At 66.8% G+C, this 18,802-nt stretch carries 11 protein-coding genes; 7 read left to right on the forward strand and 4 right to left on the reverse strand.

All coding sequences use genetic code 11. The features are described from left to right. Nucleotides 1-5: 5 nt before the first annotated feature. The 3 genes from Poly30_RS00350 to Poly30_RS00360 all read left to right on the forward strand — a co-directional run bounded on the left by Poly30_RS00350 (nucleotide 6) and on the right by Poly30_RS00360 (nucleotide 4,973). Nucleotides 6-1,919, forward strand: coding sequence for an FHA domain-containing protein (locus Poly30_RS00350; protein ID WP_145194036.1), 1,914 nt, complete (start codon nucleotides 6-8; stop codon nucleotides 1,917-1,919). Nucleotides 1,920-2,091: 172 nt separating this feature from the next. Continuing rightward, complete coding sequence (locus Poly30_RS00355) at nucleotides 2,092-3,405, forward strand: glycoside hydrolase family 2 TIM barrel-domain containing protein (protein WP_145194037.1); 1,314 nt, start codon at nucleotides 2,092-2,094, stop codon at nucleotides 3,403-3,405. A 305-nt stretch (nucleotides 3,406-3,710) separates the two neighbouring features. Then, nucleotides 3,711-4,973, forward strand: a complete 1,263-nt coding sequence (locus Poly30_RS00360) for an alginate export family protein (RefSeq protein WP_145194038.1) — start codon at nucleotides 3,711-3,713, stop codon at nucleotides 4,971-4,973. Between the two features lie 46 nt (nucleotides 4,974-5,019). On the opposite strand, the gene Poly30_RS00365 is transcribed toward Poly30_RS00360, so the two are convergent. The 4 genes from Poly30_RS00365 to Poly30_RS00380 form a co-directional block, all read right to left on the reverse strand. Beyond that, entirely contained in the window at nucleotides 5,020-6,537 is a 1,518-nt protein-coding gene (locus Poly30_RS00365; RefSeq protein WP_145194039.1) for a 5-methyltetrahydropteroyltriglutamate--homocysteine methyltransferase, read from the reverse strand. A 10-nt stretch (nucleotides 6,538-6,547) separates the two neighbouring features. Continuing rightward, on the reverse strand, nucleotides 6,548-6,910 hold the full coding sequence (locus tag Poly30_RS00370) for a DsrE family protein (protein ID WP_145194040.1): 363 nt from the start codon (nucleotides 6,908-6,910) through the stop codon (nucleotides 6,548-6,550). 87 nt (nucleotides 6,911-6,997) lie between these two features. After that, complete coding sequence (locus Poly30_RS00375; protein ID WP_419190779.1) at nucleotides 6,998-7,315, reverse strand: sulfurtransferase TusA family protein; 318 nt, start codon at nucleotides 7,313-7,315, stop codon at nucleotides 6,998-7,000. A 119-nt stretch (nucleotides 7,316-7,434) separates the two neighbouring features. Further along, nucleotides 7,435-9,615: a hypothetical protein gene (locus tag Poly30_RS00380; protein WP_145194041.1), complete on the reverse strand. Its 2,181-nt coding sequence runs from the start codon at nucleotides 9,613-9,615 to the stop codon at nucleotides 7,435-7,437. A gap of 310 nt (nucleotides 9,616-9,925) precedes the next feature. On the opposite strand from Poly30_RS00380, the gene Poly30_RS00385 reads away from it, so the two are divergent. The 4 genes from Poly30_RS00385 to Poly30_RS00400 all read left to right on the forward strand — a co-directional run bounded on the left by Poly30_RS00385 (nucleotide 9,926) and on the right by Poly30_RS00400 (nucleotide 18,801). Continuing rightward, a complete protein-coding gene (locus tag Poly30_RS00385; protein WP_145194042.1) occupies nucleotides 9,926-15,055 on the forward strand; it encodes a bifunctional serine/threonine-protein kinase/formylglycine-generating enzyme family protein in 5,130 nt (1,709 codons plus the stop codon). A gap of 78 nt (nucleotides 15,056-15,133) precedes the next feature. Beyond that, complete coding sequence (locus Poly30_RS00390) at nucleotides 15,134-16,699, forward strand: hypothetical protein (RefSeq protein WP_145194043.1); 1,566 nt, start codon at nucleotides 15,134-15,136, stop codon at nucleotides 16,697-16,699. Between the two features lie 73 nt (nucleotides 16,700-16,772). Next, on the forward strand, nucleotides 16,773-17,450 hold the full coding sequence (locus tag Poly30_RS00395) for an RNA polymerase sigma factor (RefSeq protein WP_145194044.1): 678 nt from the start codon (nucleotides 16,773-16,775) through the stop codon (nucleotides 17,448-17,450). Further along, the gene (locus tag Poly30_RS00400) at nucleotides 17,440-18,801 is read left to right on the forward strand and encodes an FHA domain-containing protein (RefSeq protein ID WP_145194045.1); all 1,362 of its coding nucleotides are present in this window, start codon (nucleotides 17,440-17,442) and stop codon (nucleotides 18,799-18,801) included. The genes Poly30_RS00395 and Poly30_RS00400 overlap by 11 nt, the downstream gene beginning before the upstream one ends. Nucleotide 18,802: the final 1 nt, after the last annotated feature.

Here is an 18,802-nt window from a genome sequence, read left to right on the forward strand (position 1 = left end):
GTTCCATGGTCGACATCAAGATTCGGTTTCTCTCCGGCACGCGCGGCGAGGCGCCCGAGCGGACGCTTTCCACGTCGCGCGTCGTGATCGGACGCCGCCTCGATTGCGACGTGGTCCTGCACGCGGGGCACGTGCGGGCTTCCGGCCACCATCTCGCGATCTTCGAGGAGAGCGGACGGCTCTGGGTCGAGGACCTACGATCCAGGAACGGGACGTTCGTGAACGGGAGAGCACTCGCTGGCCGCATCCCGCTCGGGCCGGCGGATCGAGTGACGGTCGGACCGGACGGCCCGGTGTTCTCGGCTGAAATCCCAGGGGCGGCCATCGCTCCGCGAGAAGCCGTGGAGGCGGGGGCAGCTTCGGTGCGGGACACGATCGCCATCGATTCCAAGGGAGACTCGATCGCAGGGGACGAGGCAGCGCCGCTGCGTACTTCCGTGGGCCTGGAGACGATGACGGAGCTGGTCCATGCCGCCGTGCGCCGGGAGCGCAGGCGTAGCCTCGCTCTCGTGGCCATGGTGCTCTGTGCAGGGGCGGTGGGCGTTCAGGCTCTTCGCGGTACGGGGAAGAGCGGCGCTGAACTCGAAGCGGGCGAGGTGGAAACCCACCGACTCACCGCCGACGCGCGAGTGGAGCGTCCGGCGGCGGAGGACTTCCGGACCGTGCTGGCGTCGGCGGCGGCGTCCGTCTACGTCGTCGTCAAGCGCACGGAGCGCGCTGGCGACAGCGCGCGTGTCGTCGAGCGGGGGATCGGTACCGCGTGGTCCATTCGCGACGGTTGGCTGGCGACCAACGCGCACGTGGCGGATCTCTTCGCTTCCCTGGGAGCGGAAGAGTCTCTGATCGCGCGTTCGAATGCCTGGCCGCCGGTCGATCTGCGGATCCTGGGGGTTCGAGCGCACCCTGGCTACGAGGGCTTCTCGTCTCTCATCGAGCGGATTCGACCCTACGACAAGAGCAGTCGCGAGGTGCTGGATCTGCCCCCCGCCTTCGACGTGGCGTTGCTGGAGGTCGCTCCGGAGGACGTCGGCGGTCAGGCGCCTGCGCTCAGGCTTGCGTCCGAAGAGACCCTCTACGCCCTGCAGGCCGGTCAACCGATCGCCTTCGTTGGGTTTCCGGGCGAAGGTCTCGTGCGCGGCGGCACGGACCTGTCGAGGCCGTCGGCGAAGACGGCGATCGGTTCGCTGAACCGAGTGATCGATCCCTTCTTCGGACGCGCGGAGGACCCGAGCCTGGCGCAGTGCCTCGAGTACAACATCGAGGTCGTCGGGGGAGCGAGCGGGAGTCCGATCGTGAATGACCTCGGGGAGGTGATCGGGCTGATCAATGCCGGGGACGTGATCTCGGAGACGAGCCATGGCCGGGTGGGGACGGGGGGGACGTCCTACGGTCCGCGGGCGGATACCATCCGGGCGCTGGTGGATGGGGAGGAAGAGGCGGACTGGGCGCGCCTGCGTCCCGGGGTCGAGGCTCGGATGCTGGAGATCTTTCGGGACGGCTCGCTGGAGTCCGAGGAGCATGCGGGTCAGATCGGCGTGGCGAGGCTCGGTGCCGCGGCGGCCAGGTCGGGCGAGCGGAAGCACGAGTTCTCGTGGACGTTCAAGGATCGCGTGAGGCTGGAGACGCCCGGCGTTCCGGGGCGGGTGACGCTGGAGGTTCCCGTCGGAGAGCCCGGGCTGCGCGCGCTGATCGTGATCGCGGAGGGGCAGCCTCTGGCGGTCCGCGTCGAAGGCCACGGCCGGATCGATCGCGATCGGTTGCGGGAACGGTCGGGGGGAGCGGACGTAGCGTCGACGGTAGATCTACGGTTGATTCGACGCGAGGTCGGCGACGGGACGCTGCGCGTGGACGTCTGGGCTGAGGACGACGGGTACTTCGCGCCGGGCGAGGTCGCGGTCTATGCGCTGCGGCTCGATTGATCGACAGACCAGGAAAGTAATTCCGCTCCGCTGGCGGTTATTGGCGGTTTCGACAATGGGAACGAAGCGAGAGGGTCGACCGGAAAGGGACCCCCTCGACCCGGTGGCCCTGAGGACGTACCCGGTGCGATTCCGACGGAGTCTCCTCGTCGTCCCCTGGTAGAGTCTGCGCATGCCAGAGTCGGTCCACACCCGTTCACGCCGCCGAAGGTTCGTCCGCGCGCTCCTTGGCGCCGCCATGGTCGGCTGGTTCGGCCAGGCAGCAGGGGCGGTTCCGCTGCAGGTCGAGGTCAGGGTCAAAGGTGGCCGGGCCGAGCTGACTCGCGACGGCAAGGACTACTTCGTCCACGGCGTCGGCGGGGACTCCCACCTCGAGCTGCTCGCCGCGTGCGGCGGTAATTCGATACGTACCTGGGGCGTCGGCGACGTGACCGCGGCGCTTCTCGACGAGGCGCAGAAGCGTGGCGTGTCGGTCACGCTCGGGGTCTGGCTGAACCGGACGGGCGCGGGGATGGACTACTCGAACGAGGAAGCCCTCGCCCGCCAGGCCAGCTCCCTCGAGCGTGCGATCAAGGCCCATCGGAAGCATCCAGCACTGCTCATGTGGGCGATCGGCAACGAGATGGAGGGCGACGGCAACGACCCCCTCGTCTACGTCCAGCTCGAACGCCTCGCGCAGCTCGCTCACTCCCTCGATCCGGATCATCCGACGATGACCGTGATCGCGGAGATGGGGGGCGGCAAGAAGATCCGCGATCTCGATCGCCTCGCTCCGTCGATCGACGTGATCGGGATCAACAGCTACGGTTTGGCCCCGACCGTCGGCAAGCGCTACGTCGAGGCGGGCGGCAAGCGGCCCTACATGCTGACCGAGTTCGGCGCGCGCGGGCACTGGGAGTCGCCGTCCACGCCCTACGGCCTGCCGATCGAGGAAACCAGCACCGCCAAGGCGGAGAACTATCGGCGCGCCTACGAGGAAGCCGTGCGGGATCAGCCGCTCTGCATCGGCTCCTACGCCTTCCTCTGGGGCGACAAGCAGGAGACGACGGCGACGTGGTACGGCATGTTGCTGCCCGATGGCACCCGCCTCGGATGCGTGGACGTGATGACCGAGCTCTGGACCGGGAAGGCGCCCAGGAATCTCTGTCCAGCCATCGAGGGTCAGATCGGCATCCAGGGAATTCCGAACGCGAAGGACATCCACCCAGGTGACCGCTTCAAGGTGACCGTCGACGCGCGCGACCCGGAGCGGAACAAGCTGGACGTCGAATGGGTGCTGCGCAGGGCCTCGGCCGGCAAGGGGTCGTTCGGCCAGCGGGAGGAGCCCATGCCCGATCTTCCTCGCTCGATCGTCTCCTCGAAGCGCCTATCCGCCCAGATCCTTCTGCCCGACGAGCCTGGCGTCTATCGCCTCTTCGCCTACGTGCGTGACGGGAAGGGGGGCGGCGCCACGTGCAACGTGCCGCTGCGGGTCGTCGAGCCCTGACCGGTGGGATTCCCTCGGGTCATCCCGTCCATCAGGGACACCCTCCCAGGACGTTGACTTGCCAGCCCCGGAGATGGGGCGTAAGCTCCGCCCCGTGACCGGCCAGACCCCGATTCCGTTCGTTCCTCAGCACACCTGAGGACGCCCTCGACCTTCCCGCGGAGCGAATCTGCGTAGGGGCGAGGGGCCGGTCGGTCTCGCAAACGGCGTTCAGCACGCCTGAAGCATCCTCGAGTCTGCCACTGGATCGTCTGCGCGCGGAGGGAGCCCCGTCCAATCCCCCCCCGCAGCCACGGCTCTCCAGTATGCATCCTACCCCCAGACTCTACGCCGCGATCGCGGCGACGTCGGCCCTCGCCAGCGTCGCTACCGCTCAGCAGTGCTACTCCCCCCAGAACCAGTGCTTCAGCTTCGCGCCTCCCGCCGAAGAGATGGAGCGCATCGAGACGGGGCTGGAACTCCGCTCGAACGCCCTCACCCTCACGGGTGACATTCGTTTCCGTGCGCGCGCTGCGAATGCCCCTGACTCCGCCCCCTACAACGGGAACGATCAGCAGACGATGCGCACGCGCATCCAGATGGACTACCAGGTCAACGACTACATCCAGGCCTTCGTGGAGTTCAACTTCTCGGAGGTCTGGGCCGGGGCCGAGGGTTACTCGGATGCCCAGCCGGATCTGTCCCAAGACGGCTTCGCCTCGCGCACCAACTTCAACGGTATCGGTCAGGCCTACATGCAGCTCGACAACGCGTTCGAGCTCGGCGAGAAGCTCCGCATCGGTCGCAGCAACTACTTCCTCGCCAACGGCCTCGTCCTCGGCTCCTGCGACTTCCTTCAGTACCCGGGGGCTTTCACGGGCGCGTGGCTCTCGCGTAGCTTCGATGAGGTCGACGTCGAACTCTTCGCCTTCGACAACTACGGGCCCCTCCAGAGTCAGCTCCCCGGCGGCGGCGAGCGCTACGCCGGAGGCACGGCGCGCTGGAACGCCTCCGAGGACAGCTATCTTCGGACGCTCAACGCGTACTACATGGCGGGCCTGCGCGAGGGCGACGTCACCCGCAACGGCGATGATTCGTGGGTCGGCGTCGAAGCGGATGGCAACATCGAGGGACTCTTCGAGTGGATCGGACAGTTCGGTCACCGCACCGTCGGAAACGGCGGCAAGGACGTTTCGGCCTACCGCATCATCCTCGAGAAGAACTTCGATGCCGAGAACGGTGAGTTCCTTCGTCGCGTCGCGGTCACGCGCACGGAGAGTGAGGGCGCGCTGCACATCAACCCCGCCGACTTCAACACCGCAGGCCTCCTGCACCAGTACGGCGGCATCTGGCGCAGCAACCTCGCCACGAACCAGCTGAGCGTGGCGTTCACGCCTGGCTGGGACCTCGACATGACGGCGTCCGTGATGACGCTGGACCGCCGGGGCAGCGCCACTCAGCTCGGCGACTTCGAGACGGACCTGCTCATCGGCAAGGAGTTCCGGTCAGGGCTTCACGCGGGCTTCGGCTTCGGCATCGACAACGATGACCGGAAGGTCGGCTACCTGCAGCTCACGACGTACTTCTGATCGCGAGACGAACCGAGGGAGGACGGATACCGCCCTCCCTCGGTTCTCATCCGCCCCGCAGCCTGCGGCTCGCTTCCACCATCGCCGCCAGCTTCTTCTCGGCGACCCCGGCTGCGGCGATCGGGTTGTCCGCGAACGTCGCGAAGCCGCAGTCGGGATTGAGGAGCACGCGCTCGGCCCCGAAGAGATCGACCGCGCGCTGCGCCTTGGCGATGATCTCGTCGACGGTCTCGATCCGATCGTGCTTCTGGTTCACGACCCCGACCCCGATCCTGCGCGAATCCGGAAGACTGCGCAGTACGGCTTCGTCACCGGCGCGCGGCGTGCACAGCTCCAGCACAAGCGTGCCCACGGGCACCTGCTCGAACAGAGGCAGGAGCGGCGCGTAGTCGCCGGACAGCGCGACGGATTCGTCGCGCGACCAGTTCCCGCGACAAACGTGGAGCGCGAGGCGTTCCTCGGGAAGTCCCTCGAAGACGGCCTTCAGAAGCTCCGTCGCGAAGCCGAGCTCTGCCTTCGTCTCGCCGCGTTCGCCGAGGGCGCCGCACATGAAGCTTCGGCCGCCCGTCGCGTGGGCGCCGTGCGCGACCTCGGTGAGCACCGGCTCGTCGAACTGGATCAAGGCCGTGCCCTCCGCGAGCAGGTAGTGCAGCTCTTCCCGCAGCACGCGGATCACGTCCTTCGCCAGCTCGTCCCGGTCCGCGTAAGCGCGGTCCGAGATGCACTCCATCCACATGGTCCGCGTCAGCAGATAGGGCCCGGGCAGCGCGACCTTGATCGGTCGATCGGTCAGCGTCCGGGCGAACTGGACCTCGTGGACGGCGAGCGGACGACTCCGCCCGAGCGGCCCGAAAACGGCGGGATGCCGCACCTCGGCCGCCGGTACGTCGAGCGAGTCGAGTTCGCGCTGGAACTCCTCGGGATGGTCGACGTAGGGCAAGAGGTCGGTCAGCGGGATCAACTGGCAGTTGTCGAGCAGCCCGCCCACGAAGCTCGCGTAGTTGTCGCGGCGCTGCTCGCCGTCCGTGATCACGTCCACGCCCGCGCGCTCCTGTGCCTGGACGGCGAGCCGCACGGCGTCCTGCGCCGCGGCGTCGAACTCGTCGTCGGAGAGTCGTCCTTCGAGGCGCTCGTGCAATGACCTCAGAAGCCAGTTCGGCCGCGGCCAGCTTCCGACGCCCATGACGGAGAAAGGCGCGATCGGAGGCGCGGGCGCAGGATCCGGCAGCGAGGCCGGAATCTGCACCTCGATCACCTCCTGGGTGAGAGGCATCGACTCGCGCTGCGCGCCGCTCTTCTGGAAGGCGACCGGATCGAACGCGCCCTTGGACACGAGGAAGCTGCGATGCTCCCCGCGGTCGAGCTGGGAAACCAGCTCGTTCCCGGTCAGGCGGCACCAGGCGGGCAGGTCCTCGACCACGGACTTCTCGGAGGACAGGATCTCGAGGAGCCGTCCGGGGCCGAGCGGGTCGATGTGCTTGCGGATCAGCAGCAGGAGGCCGTTGCCGCAGTCGAGGTTGCCGCCGTCGAAGCTGACGTCGGGGGCGTGGGCGTGTTCGGTCACGGGAGGCGTGTTAGTAAGAGACGCTCGGGCAGCCGCCCGCCATGAATTCGACGAGCTTGGCGCCGCCGACGACCTTGGCGCCTGCGACGAGTTCGGCCTCGTCGAGGCCGCGCTTCTTCATGCAGGGGGCGCAGACGTAGATCTCTCCACCGGCCTCGGCGAAGCTGGACATCAGATCGGCGAGGCGCGCGAAGCCTTCCTCGGCGATATCGTCGGCGTAGCCCTTCTCGGCGAGTCGGACGGCCTCGGTGCTCAGGAACACGACGGTGTCCTGGCTGGAACCGAGCGCGGCGTTGGCGACGACGAAGGCGACGGTGGCCTTGTCGGTGTCTTCCTTGGCACAGGTGAGCGAGACGACGAAGCGGTTGGACATGATGGGATGGGTGGTGACAGAGGGGGTGGAGACCGGCCGCGGCGACGTTCAGCTGCGGTTCTTCCGGTGGGCTATGGGCCGGGCTGCTCAGAGTCGGTCGTCCGGGGATCGATCGTCCGGGGATCGATTTTCCGGGAGCCGGCGTTCGATCAGAAAGCGCGGAGGGGCGGCGGCGAGGAGCACGTTGCCGGTGAGTCGAGCCCACGCGGGGACGTCCTCGGGAGCCCCTGCGTCCGTGGTCACCAGCATCAGCGTCGCGTATTCCGGGAGCTTCTGGATCCGCATGCGAAGCTCGAGGGCCAGTTCACCGCAGCCGCGGTCGCCAGCGTCGAAGACCTCCACGTCGGTCGCGCCCGCCAGGGCCCCGTCGAGGTCGGTCGGAATGGGGTCGTCAGGATCGTTCATGGGAGCACGCCGCCCGGGATGATACGGCCCATTCTCGACTCTCGCAGTCCTCGACTCGGAAAGCCCTGTGTACCAGAACTCGTTCAGGGGCCCCTCTTCGAGCCTGCCCGCTTTCCAGGCTAGCGGAAGCGCGCCGCGGCGGCGCCCAGCGGTCGCTTCTCGTTCGCGTCGAGACGGAACTGCCAGGAGACCGCCAGGGCGCCCGAGGGGTGCACGTTCGATATCGAGGGGAAACTCGCGTCGAATCCTTCCGGAGTGATGGGCTCGCCCGGGATCGTCTGGTTCGACAGGCCCGAGACGCCGTTCGACGGGAGGTTCGTTCGCTTCGCGTAGATCCTCCCGAGCCCGTTCGCTGCGTCCACCTGACGAACGAAGAGCGTCGCCCAGCCGTTCTGATCCACCGTCAGGTTGACGAACGAGTTCTCGGGGTCGTCGGTGTCGATGACGGACACGCCGGACAGATCCTCCGGCGGACCCCACGGCAAGGCTTCATCGGCGCGGTACTCGGCGACGACGAGGCGAGTGTCCGAGGCCATGTTCGGGTCGAGGCGCTCCACCCATTGAACGAGGAAAGCGTTCCCCCCGGTCGATCGCGCCTGGGGCGTCATGCGCCCCACGCGGGGGCGAAGCTGGAAGCCGTAGCCAATCGTCTGGTTCGCATCCCGTGCCACGTAGTCGTCCCATACGGGGGTCTGGTACACCGTGTAGGGCGTTCCCCCGGGGACGGTGGGGGAAGGGGCCATCGGAGCCGTCCAGGAGAAGCTCGCGAGGTCCAGCTGGCGCGCGCTCGGCTGGCCTGCGCGGCGGGTGAACACGACGACGTGGTCGGTCGCGCTGGCGCCGACGCCGCGACGGACGACCTTGATGTCAGTGAGCGCCGGCAGGTTGCCACTCTCGCCCGAAGGCGTCACATCGACGGTGGGCTGCCAGCCTGCACCCGGGATCCACTCGGCGATCCAGTACCTGTCCACGAGCTCGTCGAAGAGACCTACCGTGGTCGCAGCGGACCACCACATGGCAATGGCTCCGCCGTCGGGCGTTTCGGTGACGACCGGCCAAGAGTTGTGGTTCTCGCCATCGGCCGATAGACGCGTGGCCGGATCCCAGTCATGCCATTGAATGACTCCGCCGGCGGTGTAGGGGGCCACGCTCGTGGAATTCGCGTACACCTTCTGATGCTCGAACTCGTTCCGAGAAGGCGTCACGTCCGTCGGCTCGGAAAGCGCCCAGAACGCCGCCCCGAGGTCGTGGTGCTTGGATACGAGGGCCGGGTTGAAGCTGAAGTGTGGACCGCCCAGTTCATCGGACACCCCGGCGCGCGGAAGGTCGATCCGGCCCTTGCTGTCGGCCTGGGAGGTGATCATGACAGGGTCGCCGAACTGCAGGCCGTCCATCGGCGTCAGGTAGCCCACGGGCGCCCTCAGGATCATGCGAAACGCGTCCGCTCGGCCCTCGTTCGGATCGCCCTCTGCGATGCGGAACCAGCCGAGTTCGTCGGTGAAGTCGAGGCGTCCGGTCTGCGGCTGAACGCCGTATTCACTACCAGCCGAGAGCCGCGTGTTGATCGTGATCGGGAACTGCCAGGGGCCGCCGAAGCGCGAACTCAGCAGCGAATGGAACCAGAAGATGCCGTTGCTGCTCGCCTGGAAGTAGCTGCCTTCGAGCGTGGCGTAGAGGTTGAGATCGGGCGTGACCGTCACTCCGCCGATTTCATCGGTGCCGCTCGTGATCAGCTCCGGGTCGGCCCACTTGCCGTCGCGCACGAGAAAGTATGTCGTGGAGCCGCCGGTGATCGCGAGCCCCGCGGCCGATCGAAGGCGACTGGCGAGCACGCGGTACACGCTGTTGTGCACTGTCTGGTCAGCGAGCTCCAGGTCCAACGAGCGTGAACTCGGATAGGAAACTCGCTCGATCGGAACGTCGACGAACGCCTCCATCGGACGCTTGATCTGCACCCGGAAGTCGGCGGGGGTGAGGCTCTGATCGATGGCGCCAGAGAACATGAGCGTGATCTTTTCGCCGGGCTCCGCCACCAGGGTGCCGTCGGGCAGCATCGCGGGACTGGTGGTGGGCTCCGTCAGGGGCGTCCGGGAGAGCTTCGGGGTCGACTCGGAGATCAGGAGCGAGACCTGTTCCAGATCTCCTCCGCCATCGCCGCCTCCCGAGGCCGCGCTGGCGCCGCCCGCGAGGCCCAGGCCGCAGCCGGAAAGTAGCGCGGGTGCGATCGCCGCCCAGGCGACGAGGAGGGCGGCTCGCTGACCGCCGATGGAGGTTGGACTGAACGGAGTGGGGTGCGACATGGGCTCGGACGGGGCGAGGCGACGGTTGGGCAGTTCCAGAGCACTGGCGACGCAATTTGATGAGTGATCCGGGCGCCACCTCTGACAGGGCCACTCGCAAGGATAACAAACGGTGAAAAGCCGAAAGTCGAACCCCTCCGTTCTGCTCACGAAGAAGTCCACTCGATGTTCCGCCGGCCCAGATTGGTCCACCGGGGTCGGCGGAATCCCTGACAGGATTTCGTCCACGTGCACCGTAGCGGCCCCGCAGACCATTTCTTAGCGTCCAACGCTCGACTGTGCCCCACGCCAAGCTCAGGACCGTCTCTTCATGCCCGCCCGAATTCCGTCGAGCCATCCCATCGATCCGCTCGACGCGCTCGTGGCCCATGTTTGCGATTCGCTGATCGAGCCGCTCCAGGAAGAGCCGAGTAGCCTCGGGCGATCCGTCTTCGCGCGCAGGCTGAGGGAGGCCATCCTGAATCCTGCCTTGAGCGCAGGCGAACGGGTGATCATCGAGCAGCTCTCCCTAAGCAGTCCGCCTTCCGAGGTCGACCGACTCCTGACCTTGCGCGTGAAGACGGCCCTGGCGCAGGCCTGTGAAGCCACCGGGCTCGGTCGCAGCGAAGCCGCTCGACGCTTTCTGGACTCCGTGGTCGTGGCGCGGGGTGAAGGCGAGGTGGAGGGCCGGAAGAGTGCGAGCGCCGAGGGCGCGGACTCGCTCTTCACATGGACCCGGACCATCGCGGAGGAGTCGCTTCCCGCCGGCGCGACGCCGCACGTCTTCACGAACCGCGGTGGACAGATCGAGCTGGAGAGAACTCTCGATGCTTGGGCTGCAGACCACTCTTCGACGCTCGGCGATTCCGTCTCCGCACCCGCTGCTCTGTTCGAGCTGACGGATGCGCTGCAAGCGATCGAGGGGCACATGCTGAAGTCCGCGCCTGAGGCGTCCAAGAACACGCTGGAGACGGTCGCGCGCGGGGAGGACCTGATCGGGAAGACCCTCAAAGGCAAGTACCTCATCACGGGCCGGCTCGGGAAGGGCGGATTCGGCACCGTCTACCAAGCGGTCGATCTTGGATTCGCCGAGGAACTCGGCGAGCAGAGCGGAGCCCGCGTCGCCATCAAGGTTCTGAACTCCAACATCCAGGGCAGCCAGAAGGCGATCCGCAGCTTCCAGGAGGAAGCCCAGCGGCTCACGCTTCTCAGCCATCCCAACATCGTCCAATGGATGACGTTCGACAGGACCGCCGAGGGCATCTACTACTTCGTGATGGAGTTCCTGGAGGGGCGCGAACTGGCGGACGTTCTCAAGGACGAGAAGCAGCTCGAGCCGATGCGCGTGGGGAAGATCATGCTCGACGTGCTGGCCGCGTTGCGCTGTGCCCACGAGGTCCCGGAGGGGCGAGCGCTCCTCCACCTGGACCTCAAGCCGCAGAACATCTTCATCCTCGGAGCGCCGGAGCAGGGCGCCGAGACGGCGAAGGTGATCGACTTCGGGATCGGCCAGAACGTCAGCAACGAACTGGCGGACATCGGGCGCGTCGTCGTCGATGAGGACGATCCGAACGAGGATCTTCTCGAGCAGACCCTCTTTCCCGCGGGCGGCGATTCAAAGGACGGACGAGGGCTGACCCCGGAGATCCGCTTTTTGCAGCGCGCCATGGCCATCGCCGGCGCCAGGGCCGGCGCGGCGCCGTCCGTCGACGGACCCGTCCGACGCGCGAGGGGCGGGACCGTGCTCTACTCCTCGCCTGAGCAGTGCAAGCACCTGCGAAGGGACCTGGATATCGAGACTCTCGATGGGCGTTCCGATATCTACTCCCTCGGCGTCGTCGGCTTCAAGGCGCTCACGGGAACCTATCCGTTCGCGAGAAAAGCGACGTCGCTCAAGGATGCCTATCGGCAGCATCTCATGGAGGCACCGCGCAAGGTGCGCGATGTCCGACCGAAGGTTCCGCGTCGGCTTGCGGCGGTCGTGGACCGGTGTCTCGAGAAAGACCGGGAGCGTCGGTTTCAGTCGGCGAGCGAAGCGCGGGTCGCGCTCGAGAAGGCGATGCAGCCGCTGGTCTCCACGTCGTTCCTGATCGCGGTGCCGATTCTACTTCTGTCGCTCCTCGCGATGGTGCTCCATACGTTTCTGAAGGCGCCGGAGTTCCAGCAGGTCGGCGACGTTTCGATCTGGAGATACTCCAGAAGCGACCCTGATGCCGAGCCATCGAAGGACCTGGTGTCGAGCTTCACCTTTGACAACGTGCTGGGCCTTGCGAACGACAACCTGGGCTCTCGAGCGGTTCTGAAAGCAGGGGGCGCGCCACCTCCCGCCGGATCTCCACTTCTGATGGAAGGAGACTCCCCGAAGGATCCCGAGGCGAAGCCCCTTCGTGACGTGACGCTCGTTTCGGACGGGAACGGAGGCTTCGAGTTTCGCGTCATGGACGGGGCGGAGCTCCCGCGAACGGATGTATTCATTCGCTGGCCGGAGTCGCATGTCGTCAGTCTGCCGTTCCGGCTGGCGACCGTGGGGCCCCTGGGAACCGCAAGGACGAACTTCAGGCTGGTGCCGCCAGGAGCGAGGCCGTCCGCAGCGGCGGGCATCGACCTCCAGGCGGGCGAGCCGCGCCTCGTGTGGGGTGGGACCAGCCATCGGATCGTCGCGGAGGTGCTGGGCGCGGGGCCCACCGTCTCCAGGGCGGGCATCGTCGATACCAGATCCGCTGGCGTGGAACGCCTCGAGCCCGTCGTCAACCCGCTCGACTTCACCGTTGCCCTCCGGGTCGATCAGGTCGACGTCGCCGAGGCGGGCGTCACCCGGTCGAGCTTCACCGTCGCGCTCGAGGATCGTGCGGGTCGTAGAATGAGGGTAGGCGAGCCGGTCGAGCTCGTGCTCACGAACGAGCCCTCGACGATCGACCCCGATTCGGTGCACCTCTTCCGACTCGCGCCATCCGGGAAGCCGAGGCTCGAACCGGTGCCCCTGAACCTGGAGGAGGGCGACCTTCGATCCACACGCGTTCATCTGAACAACGAGGTCGATCGCATCGAACTGAGCGGCCGCTTCCGGAAGGCAGCCTGGGGGCGGTCCATCCGCCTGGGGCTCAAGGGGCTTGGAGAAGACCAGTTCGAAACGTTCGAGGACGGTCGTTTCTCGTTCGTCGTGCCAGTGGACGCGCTCCTCGGAGCAAGGGCGGCCCGTCCGCGAGCTGGGATGACCTTTACGGCCATCCTCGAGGTGGTGGACTCCGGTCTGCTGCCGTCCGATCAAGGGGGCGACCGGCGTCTGGCCAACGTGACCTTCGTGTCGCTGTCCGACGATTCACCCCTGGCCATCGTGGACTCGGGTGGTCGGCATCAGGGCCTCGGCACCGAGAAAGTGACGTACGTGCCGCCCGGCGCCGCGACGCTCATGATCGAACGCTCTAGCCCCGAGTCGGTCTTCGGCCTGTACCGGGTCGCGCCGGAGAGCGGAATGGAAGAGCTTCTGGGGGCGGTGTCCGGTGCGGCGCCACGCGTGGCGAGGCAGATCGCCTTTCAGCTGAGTTCAGCCGCACCCGGAACGGAGGCGCTCGTCCTGCGTCAGTTCGAGCGACGTGGCCTCGCCGCCAGACGCCCGGGAAGTCCCGCCGGGGCCGAGGATGTGGGCGACGAGCCGTGGATGACGAGCCTGCGTTCCAACGAACTACCCGCGCCGATCCTGACGATCCCCATCGAGCTGCAAGTCCTACGGGAACTCGGCGTGGAGTTCTGCGGATTCGAGACGGCGCGGGAGACACGCTTGCTCGATGCACGTGTGACCGCGGATCTGCTTCCGGATCTCGTTCTCCGACTCGACGAACCGGACTCACTCGATCGAGTCGTCGTCGAGGTCGAGCTGCGCGGAGGGCCGGTTCGCATCGAGAGGTTCAGCGCTGCCGAGATCGAGGGCGCCGGGATCGAGGTGGCTCGCCGGAACGGTGCCTGGGTCCTGGGCCCGGACCTCTGGGCCCGCACGATGCTCCAGAACGCGGAGTGGGAGGACGGGGAATACCGTCTGACGGTCCGACTGAGAGACCTGGCTGGGCACACGGAGGTTCGCGAATGCGCGCGATTCTCGGTGGCCGCCAGAAACCCGCGGATGTCGCCGCTGGAGTTGGAGACAGGAGCTTTCGAGGTCGTGCGTGTGAGCTGTACGGTGGCCGATGCCAATGGGGTCGAGTGGCCGCCGACCGCGAACCTGGAGGTCGACGGGACTGCGTTTCCGCTGCACCTCATGTCGCCCGTGGACCACACGGCGGACTCTCGGAGCGAACGCCTCGTGTTCGAGCTTCCGTTGGAACGGGCCTGGTCCCGCAAGGAAGCGAAGGTGACCGTGGCGGCTTCGAAGCGCGGCGATCCGCAGAAGCGGACCACGCGGGAGGTATCGCTGGCCATAGGACGGGTGATGCCGTCGCTTCCGTCTCGACTGGAGCCGGGGGGCGACCTCAAGGGCGGAGCGATGCGTCTGATCCGTGGCCCTTCGCACGTCGACGGCTACGTCTTCGCCGAGGGCGGAGCGAAGCCCGGCGACGAACTGTGGGGGCGCTTCCGGAGGACGGGCGCTCCGTACCTGACCGAGAACCGCAGCTACCTCTCCTATCTGCAGGCCCAGGCGACGTTCTTCAAGAGTGAGGGCCAGATCCTGATCGAATCGGACGACCTCGCCGACTACTACCTCGACGAGACCGAGGTGACCGTCGCTCAGTTCTTGGAGTTCGTCGAATCGGCGAGCGGCTACGGCGACCTGCAGAACTGGCCCTTTCTGGGAAGCCTCGGGAGCGAGACCGCTGCCGAGAGACTGCGGGCAGGCAGAGAGCGCTGGCTCGGGCTGCGTCAGGTGTCGCGTCGCGAAAAGACGCCGGTGTCGGGGGTGCTCTGGGAGGAAGCGATGGCGTATGCCCGCTGGGCGGGAAAACGCCTCCCGACGCTGCTCGAGTGGGAGTACGCGGTTCGAGGCGAGGAGGGGCGCATCTTTGCGACGAGGCAGAGCCCGAGATCGGATGGCGCGCGCGCGTTCCTCACGGAAGCTGGCGAATTCTGCGAGGTCGACGATCCGGCCTACGCTTCCCCCGATGGAATCTTCCACCTCTGCGGGAACGTCGCCGAGTGGACGCAAACGCCCATGTGGAAGGAGCAGGGGATGCTGTTGTTCAAGTCGAACGACTCAACTTTCTGCGCCGACCTCGTCAATGGTGGGGTGAAAACGGAAGAACTCGTCCGGAAGTTTCCGGCCGATCGGGGGGGCGTCTACGGAAGCGAGGGGCCTCTCTTCTTCGTGGTCGGGGCAGGCTGGCCACCGAGCGGCGGGAAGTGGGAAGCATACGGCCTCACCATGGCGCCCCATGACTTCCGCACGGTGGACCGTCTTCAGCTGACTGATTCATGGCGGCGAACGCCCGCTGCTCCCAGAGTGGGATTCCGCTGCGCGAAGTCGACGGACTGATACACTAAACCCCGCCCTCATTGCCCGGTGCTGCCATCATTCCGTGCCCCTGATCGCGTCGGGCCACTCATCCTGCCCATGCGTCGTCGCCATCCATCGGGTTCCTCGCGAACCAAGCTGTCCGTTGCCAGCCTCGCAGCGCTCGCGGTTCTTCCGCTGGTCTCCTGCGTCTCCTATACCACGGAGCGCCCTTTGAAGTTGACCGGTGCTCCCGCCGACTGGCAGCCCTTGCCGTACCACGTCGCCGTCATCCCCATGGACGAGTCCAAGGTGCAGGTGCTTCCCGACGGCGTGGATCGTCAAGGGGCGCCGTTCGCCTTCGACTTTCAGCCGCTCGGCGCAGCGAGCGGCCAGAGCCGCGACGAGCATAGCCTCCTGACACTGCGCCTGTGTGAAGTCCTCGAGGCCAACGCGTTCAGCACCGTCAAGGTCCTCCCTCGTCCCACCGTGGAGGAGTACGAGGCACTTTCCTCCGCCGGGCTGCTGCCCAGCTACTGGGTCGCGGCGGCTCGTGAAGCCAGGGCTGACCTCCTTCTCGACGTCGACTCTTTCAGCTACCCGGTCAAGCCGGAGAGTCGCGCCAATCTTCTGAGCTTCGCGCTCTTCCTGGCAGGTCCTGTCGAACTCTTCTTCCCTGACCGCAGCTACTCCTTCGAAGGCGTCAACCTGGAGGCGTCTCTCTACGACATCGAGGGGTTGGAGGCGCCGCGCTACTTCTCGACCGCTCAGCTGCTGCGCACCCTGGAACTGGCGGGCACGGACGGTGAAGAAGGTAGCGTGGCGAGCGACGCCATCGCCAGAGCCTCCGACTTCCAGTTCGAGCCAGTGCAGGGCGGCACTATCCAGGGAACGTTGCGCCAGTTCATCGTTTCGCCGGACCCTCTGGAGTTTCGATTCGGGGACAGGTTGGGCGGCGGGCCGAGCAAGCCCGCTTTCTGGACCTCGGTTCTGATTCCCTCCGCGTGGCTCCAGCAAGACTCGGGCGCGTTTTCGGAGAAGCTGACGAACGATACGGCCATTGCGCTGGCCCAGGATCTTGCCCGAGAGATCGTCGAAGGCGACCACGCCTACATCGTCGGCCGACCCTCCTCCGCTTCGGGCCTGCTCTTCGACGCCAAGACGGCCTCACTCACGCGCTCGGAGAGCATGGACGGCGTACTGGAGCTCCATGCGAACATTCGGCGTCCCGCCTCCGCCTTCGATCGGCCGCAGGTTCGAGTGATGGGCAAGACGTACTCGATCGACTTTCGAACCGGCGCCCCTGCGCTGGCTCCGATGCCAGGTCCGGACCTGCGTTCCGCCGTACTGGCGAGCGCCCAAGAGGGCAGGGTCCTGGGCGACCTCCAAGCCGTCGACGGCTTGGACGGGCGCTACGATCAGTCGATCACGCTCTATCTTCCTGCGCCCACCGAGGTGGGCGTACGTGGGGCGAGCACCAGTCTCTTTCCGTCGCTCTCTCCCCTCGTGCCGCTGGAATCGGTTCAGCTCATCCTTGGGGAAGACCTGGGAAGCCGCGGCTTCCGGGAGAAGTCATGGACGTTCAACTTCGATCGCGTTTACTCGGAGAGCGAACTCGAGCGCCTGATGACGGGAACCGTCGCAGCGTCCAGCTCGACGATCCCCGCATCCGTCGAGGGCCAATGATCCCCACCTCCTCTCCGGAAGGCGCGGCTCCAGCGGGCTGCGCGTCCTGCTTGCCGACTTGTACCTACCGGCCATGAGTCAAGAGTCCGACGAAATCACCGATCCCCTGGAGCAGAGCTTCGACGGGCGCCCTCCGCTCAGCGGCATCATGCCCGTGGCGAAGCGCGCGCAGGAAGGCGACCCCGACGCGCTGAATCAGCTCTTCCAGTACTTTCAGGAGCCGCTCCGACGAATCGTCCGGATGCGCCTCGGAAAGCAGCTCCGGCAGGCGTCCCAGATGGACTCGATGGATTTTGTGCAGAACACGTTCGTCAAGGCGCACGACAAGTTCGGTGGATTCGAACTGCGCCATGAATCCGGGATCATCGCCTGGCTGGCGAGAATCGCGGAGCGTCAGATCAGCGACGCCTATACCCACGTCAACGCGAGCAAGCGTGATCACAGCCGCCTCGCCCGTCTCGACGACCTGCTCGGATTCAGCGAACAGGGATTCGATCCAGCCTCGGACGAGACCTTGCCCGAGGGCAAGGCGTGGCGCGAGGAAATCCGCTCCATCGTCGACGAGTGCGTGGGGCAGCTGAGCGACGACTACCGAGAAATGATCCTTCTCCGCGACTATGCCCAGGCGGACTGGGTCACCATCGTGGAGGTGACCGGCCTGCCGACGACGGGTGCAGCGCAGACCAAACACATTCGCGCCCGCGCCGCCCTGTCCGTGAAGCTGGCGCGACGGTTTCCCGATGGCTTCTAGCGCGAACCAGCTTCAGGTCGCCGTGCACGTTGGCGGAGGCGCGGCCGAAGTGCGGACGTTCGAGCCCGGCGAGGTGCGGGTAGGACGGCGTCCCCAGAACGATATCGTGATCGACGGCGAGGGTCTCAAGGTGGTGTCTGGATTCCACCTGCGCTTCGCGTACGAGAGCGATCGCTGGTGCGTCGAGGACAGGGAGTCGACCAACGGGACGTACCTGAACGGGATGAGGGTGACCGGTCTCCAGGCGGTCCGAGACGGCGATGTGGTGGAACTGGGGCGTCCTCGGAGGGGCAGCTCGCACCGTTCGGTGCAGCTGCACCTGACTCTGCAGGTGAATCGCGCGCTTCCTACGACGAGTGGAAGCGACGCCCCAGGGCTCGCGCAGACGCTAGAGGTCGACGTGCCCGACCTGGCGTCCACGGTCCATCGCGCACCCTTGCCCCAGCCGGTCAAGGTCCCTGCTTCGAAGCCGCCGGAGATCCGCGTGCTCATCGAGAGGATCCAGGAGCGGAGTCGACGTCTCGGCGAAGTTTGCTATCGACTTGATTCCCGCGTCGAGGATCTGACCTCGGCCGTGCTGGAGCGGCACGCGGCGCTCGCGCTGGAGGAGCTCCCGGGCGGTCCGGGTTTCTTGAAGGCGCTGCTCGCGCTGGAGGCCGAACGGCCTGGCTTGACTCAGGCTCCCTGGGAGGAGCTCGCTCCGCTCGAAAGAGCGGAAGCCGACGCTCGTGCCACAGCGGAAGCTGCGGCGCTCAGGCTCGAGTTCGTCAGCCGGGCGCGTCAGGAAAAGGCGGAAGCGTTCACCCAGCTCTACCGTGAACTCAAGGGTTCCCTGCGCGATACGCTCAGGTCGCTCACGGAGGAACTCGCCGCCGAGCCCGAAGCCGATCCTCCCCGGGCCGTCGGCCACGTGGCCGTGTGGAAGCAGTGGTCGATCTCGCTGCATCACTGCACCGTCGAGATCGAGCGACGCGAGGCTGCGCTCGCAGCGGCGAGCGCCTCCTTGGAGGAAGCCGCAGCGGCCGCGAAGGTTGCCGAGGAAGCCTGGACGGCGGCCATCGAGCACCAGGAGGCGGCGAGGTTCCGCACGCTGGAACGTCGGGCCGCGATCGAAGCGGCGCTGGCGAGAAACGGAACGGGCGGGGAGGACTCGGTGGACCGGATCGGATCGGCCAGGAAGCAGGTGGCCGAGCAGGCCAGGCGTCTCATCATGGAGGTCCTGGAGGTTCCCGCGGAGGCCGCGGGGAAGCTGGGTGCGTTGGCCGGGATGGAGGACGCCCGGCGCCTCTATCGCGAGGCCGCGGCGCTGCGCGTGGAGCTGTCGGACCTCGAACACGGCGCGAATGCCTGAA

It is taken from the genome of Saltatorellus ferox, from assembly GCA_007751475.1.
Taxonomy (GTDB): Bacteria; Planctomycetota; UBA1135; order UBA1135.

Excerpts from the sequence above, each read along its gene's own strand:
- Poly30_RS00350 (WP_145194036.1), top strand. The coding sequence starts at position 6 with ATGGTCGACATCAAGATTCGGTTTCTCTCCGGCACGCGCGGCGAGGCG.
- Poly30_RS00355 (WP_145194037.1), top strand. The coding sequence starts at position 2,092 with ATGCCAGAGTCGGTCCACACCCGTTCACGCCGCCGAAGGTTCGTCCGC.
- Poly30_RS00360 (WP_145194038.1), top strand. The coding sequence starts at position 3,711 with ATGCATCCTACCCCCAGACTCTACGCCGCGATCGCGGCGACGTCGGCC.
- Poly30_RS00370 (WP_145194040.1), bottom strand. The coding sequence starts at position 6,910 with ATGTCCAACCGCTTCGTCGTCTCGCTCACCTGTGCCAAGGAAGACACC.
- Poly30_RS00375 (WP_419190779.1), bottom strand. The coding sequence starts at position 7,315 with ATGAACGATCCTGACGACCCCATTCCGACCGACCTCGACGGGGCCCTG.
- Poly30_RS00380 (WP_145194041.1), bottom strand. The coding sequence starts at position 9,615 with ATGTCGCACCCCACTCCGTTCAGTCCAACCTCCATCGGCGGTCAGCGA.
- Poly30_RS00385 (WP_145194042.1), top strand. The coding sequence starts at position 9,926 with ATGCCCGCCCGAATTCCGTCGAGCCATCCCATCGATCCGCTCGACGCG.
- Poly30_RS00390 (WP_145194043.1), top strand. The coding sequence starts at position 15,134 with ATGCGTCGTCGCCATCCATCGGGTTCCTCGCGAACCAAGCTGTCCGTT.
- Poly30_RS00395 (WP_145194044.1), top strand. The coding sequence starts at position 16,773 with ATGAGTCAAGAGTCCGACGAAATCACCGATCCCCTGGAGCAGAGCTTC.
- Poly30_RS00400 (WP_145194045.1), top strand. The coding sequence starts at position 17,440 with ATGGCTTCTAGCGCGAACCAGCTTCAGGTCGCCGTGCACGTTGGCGGA.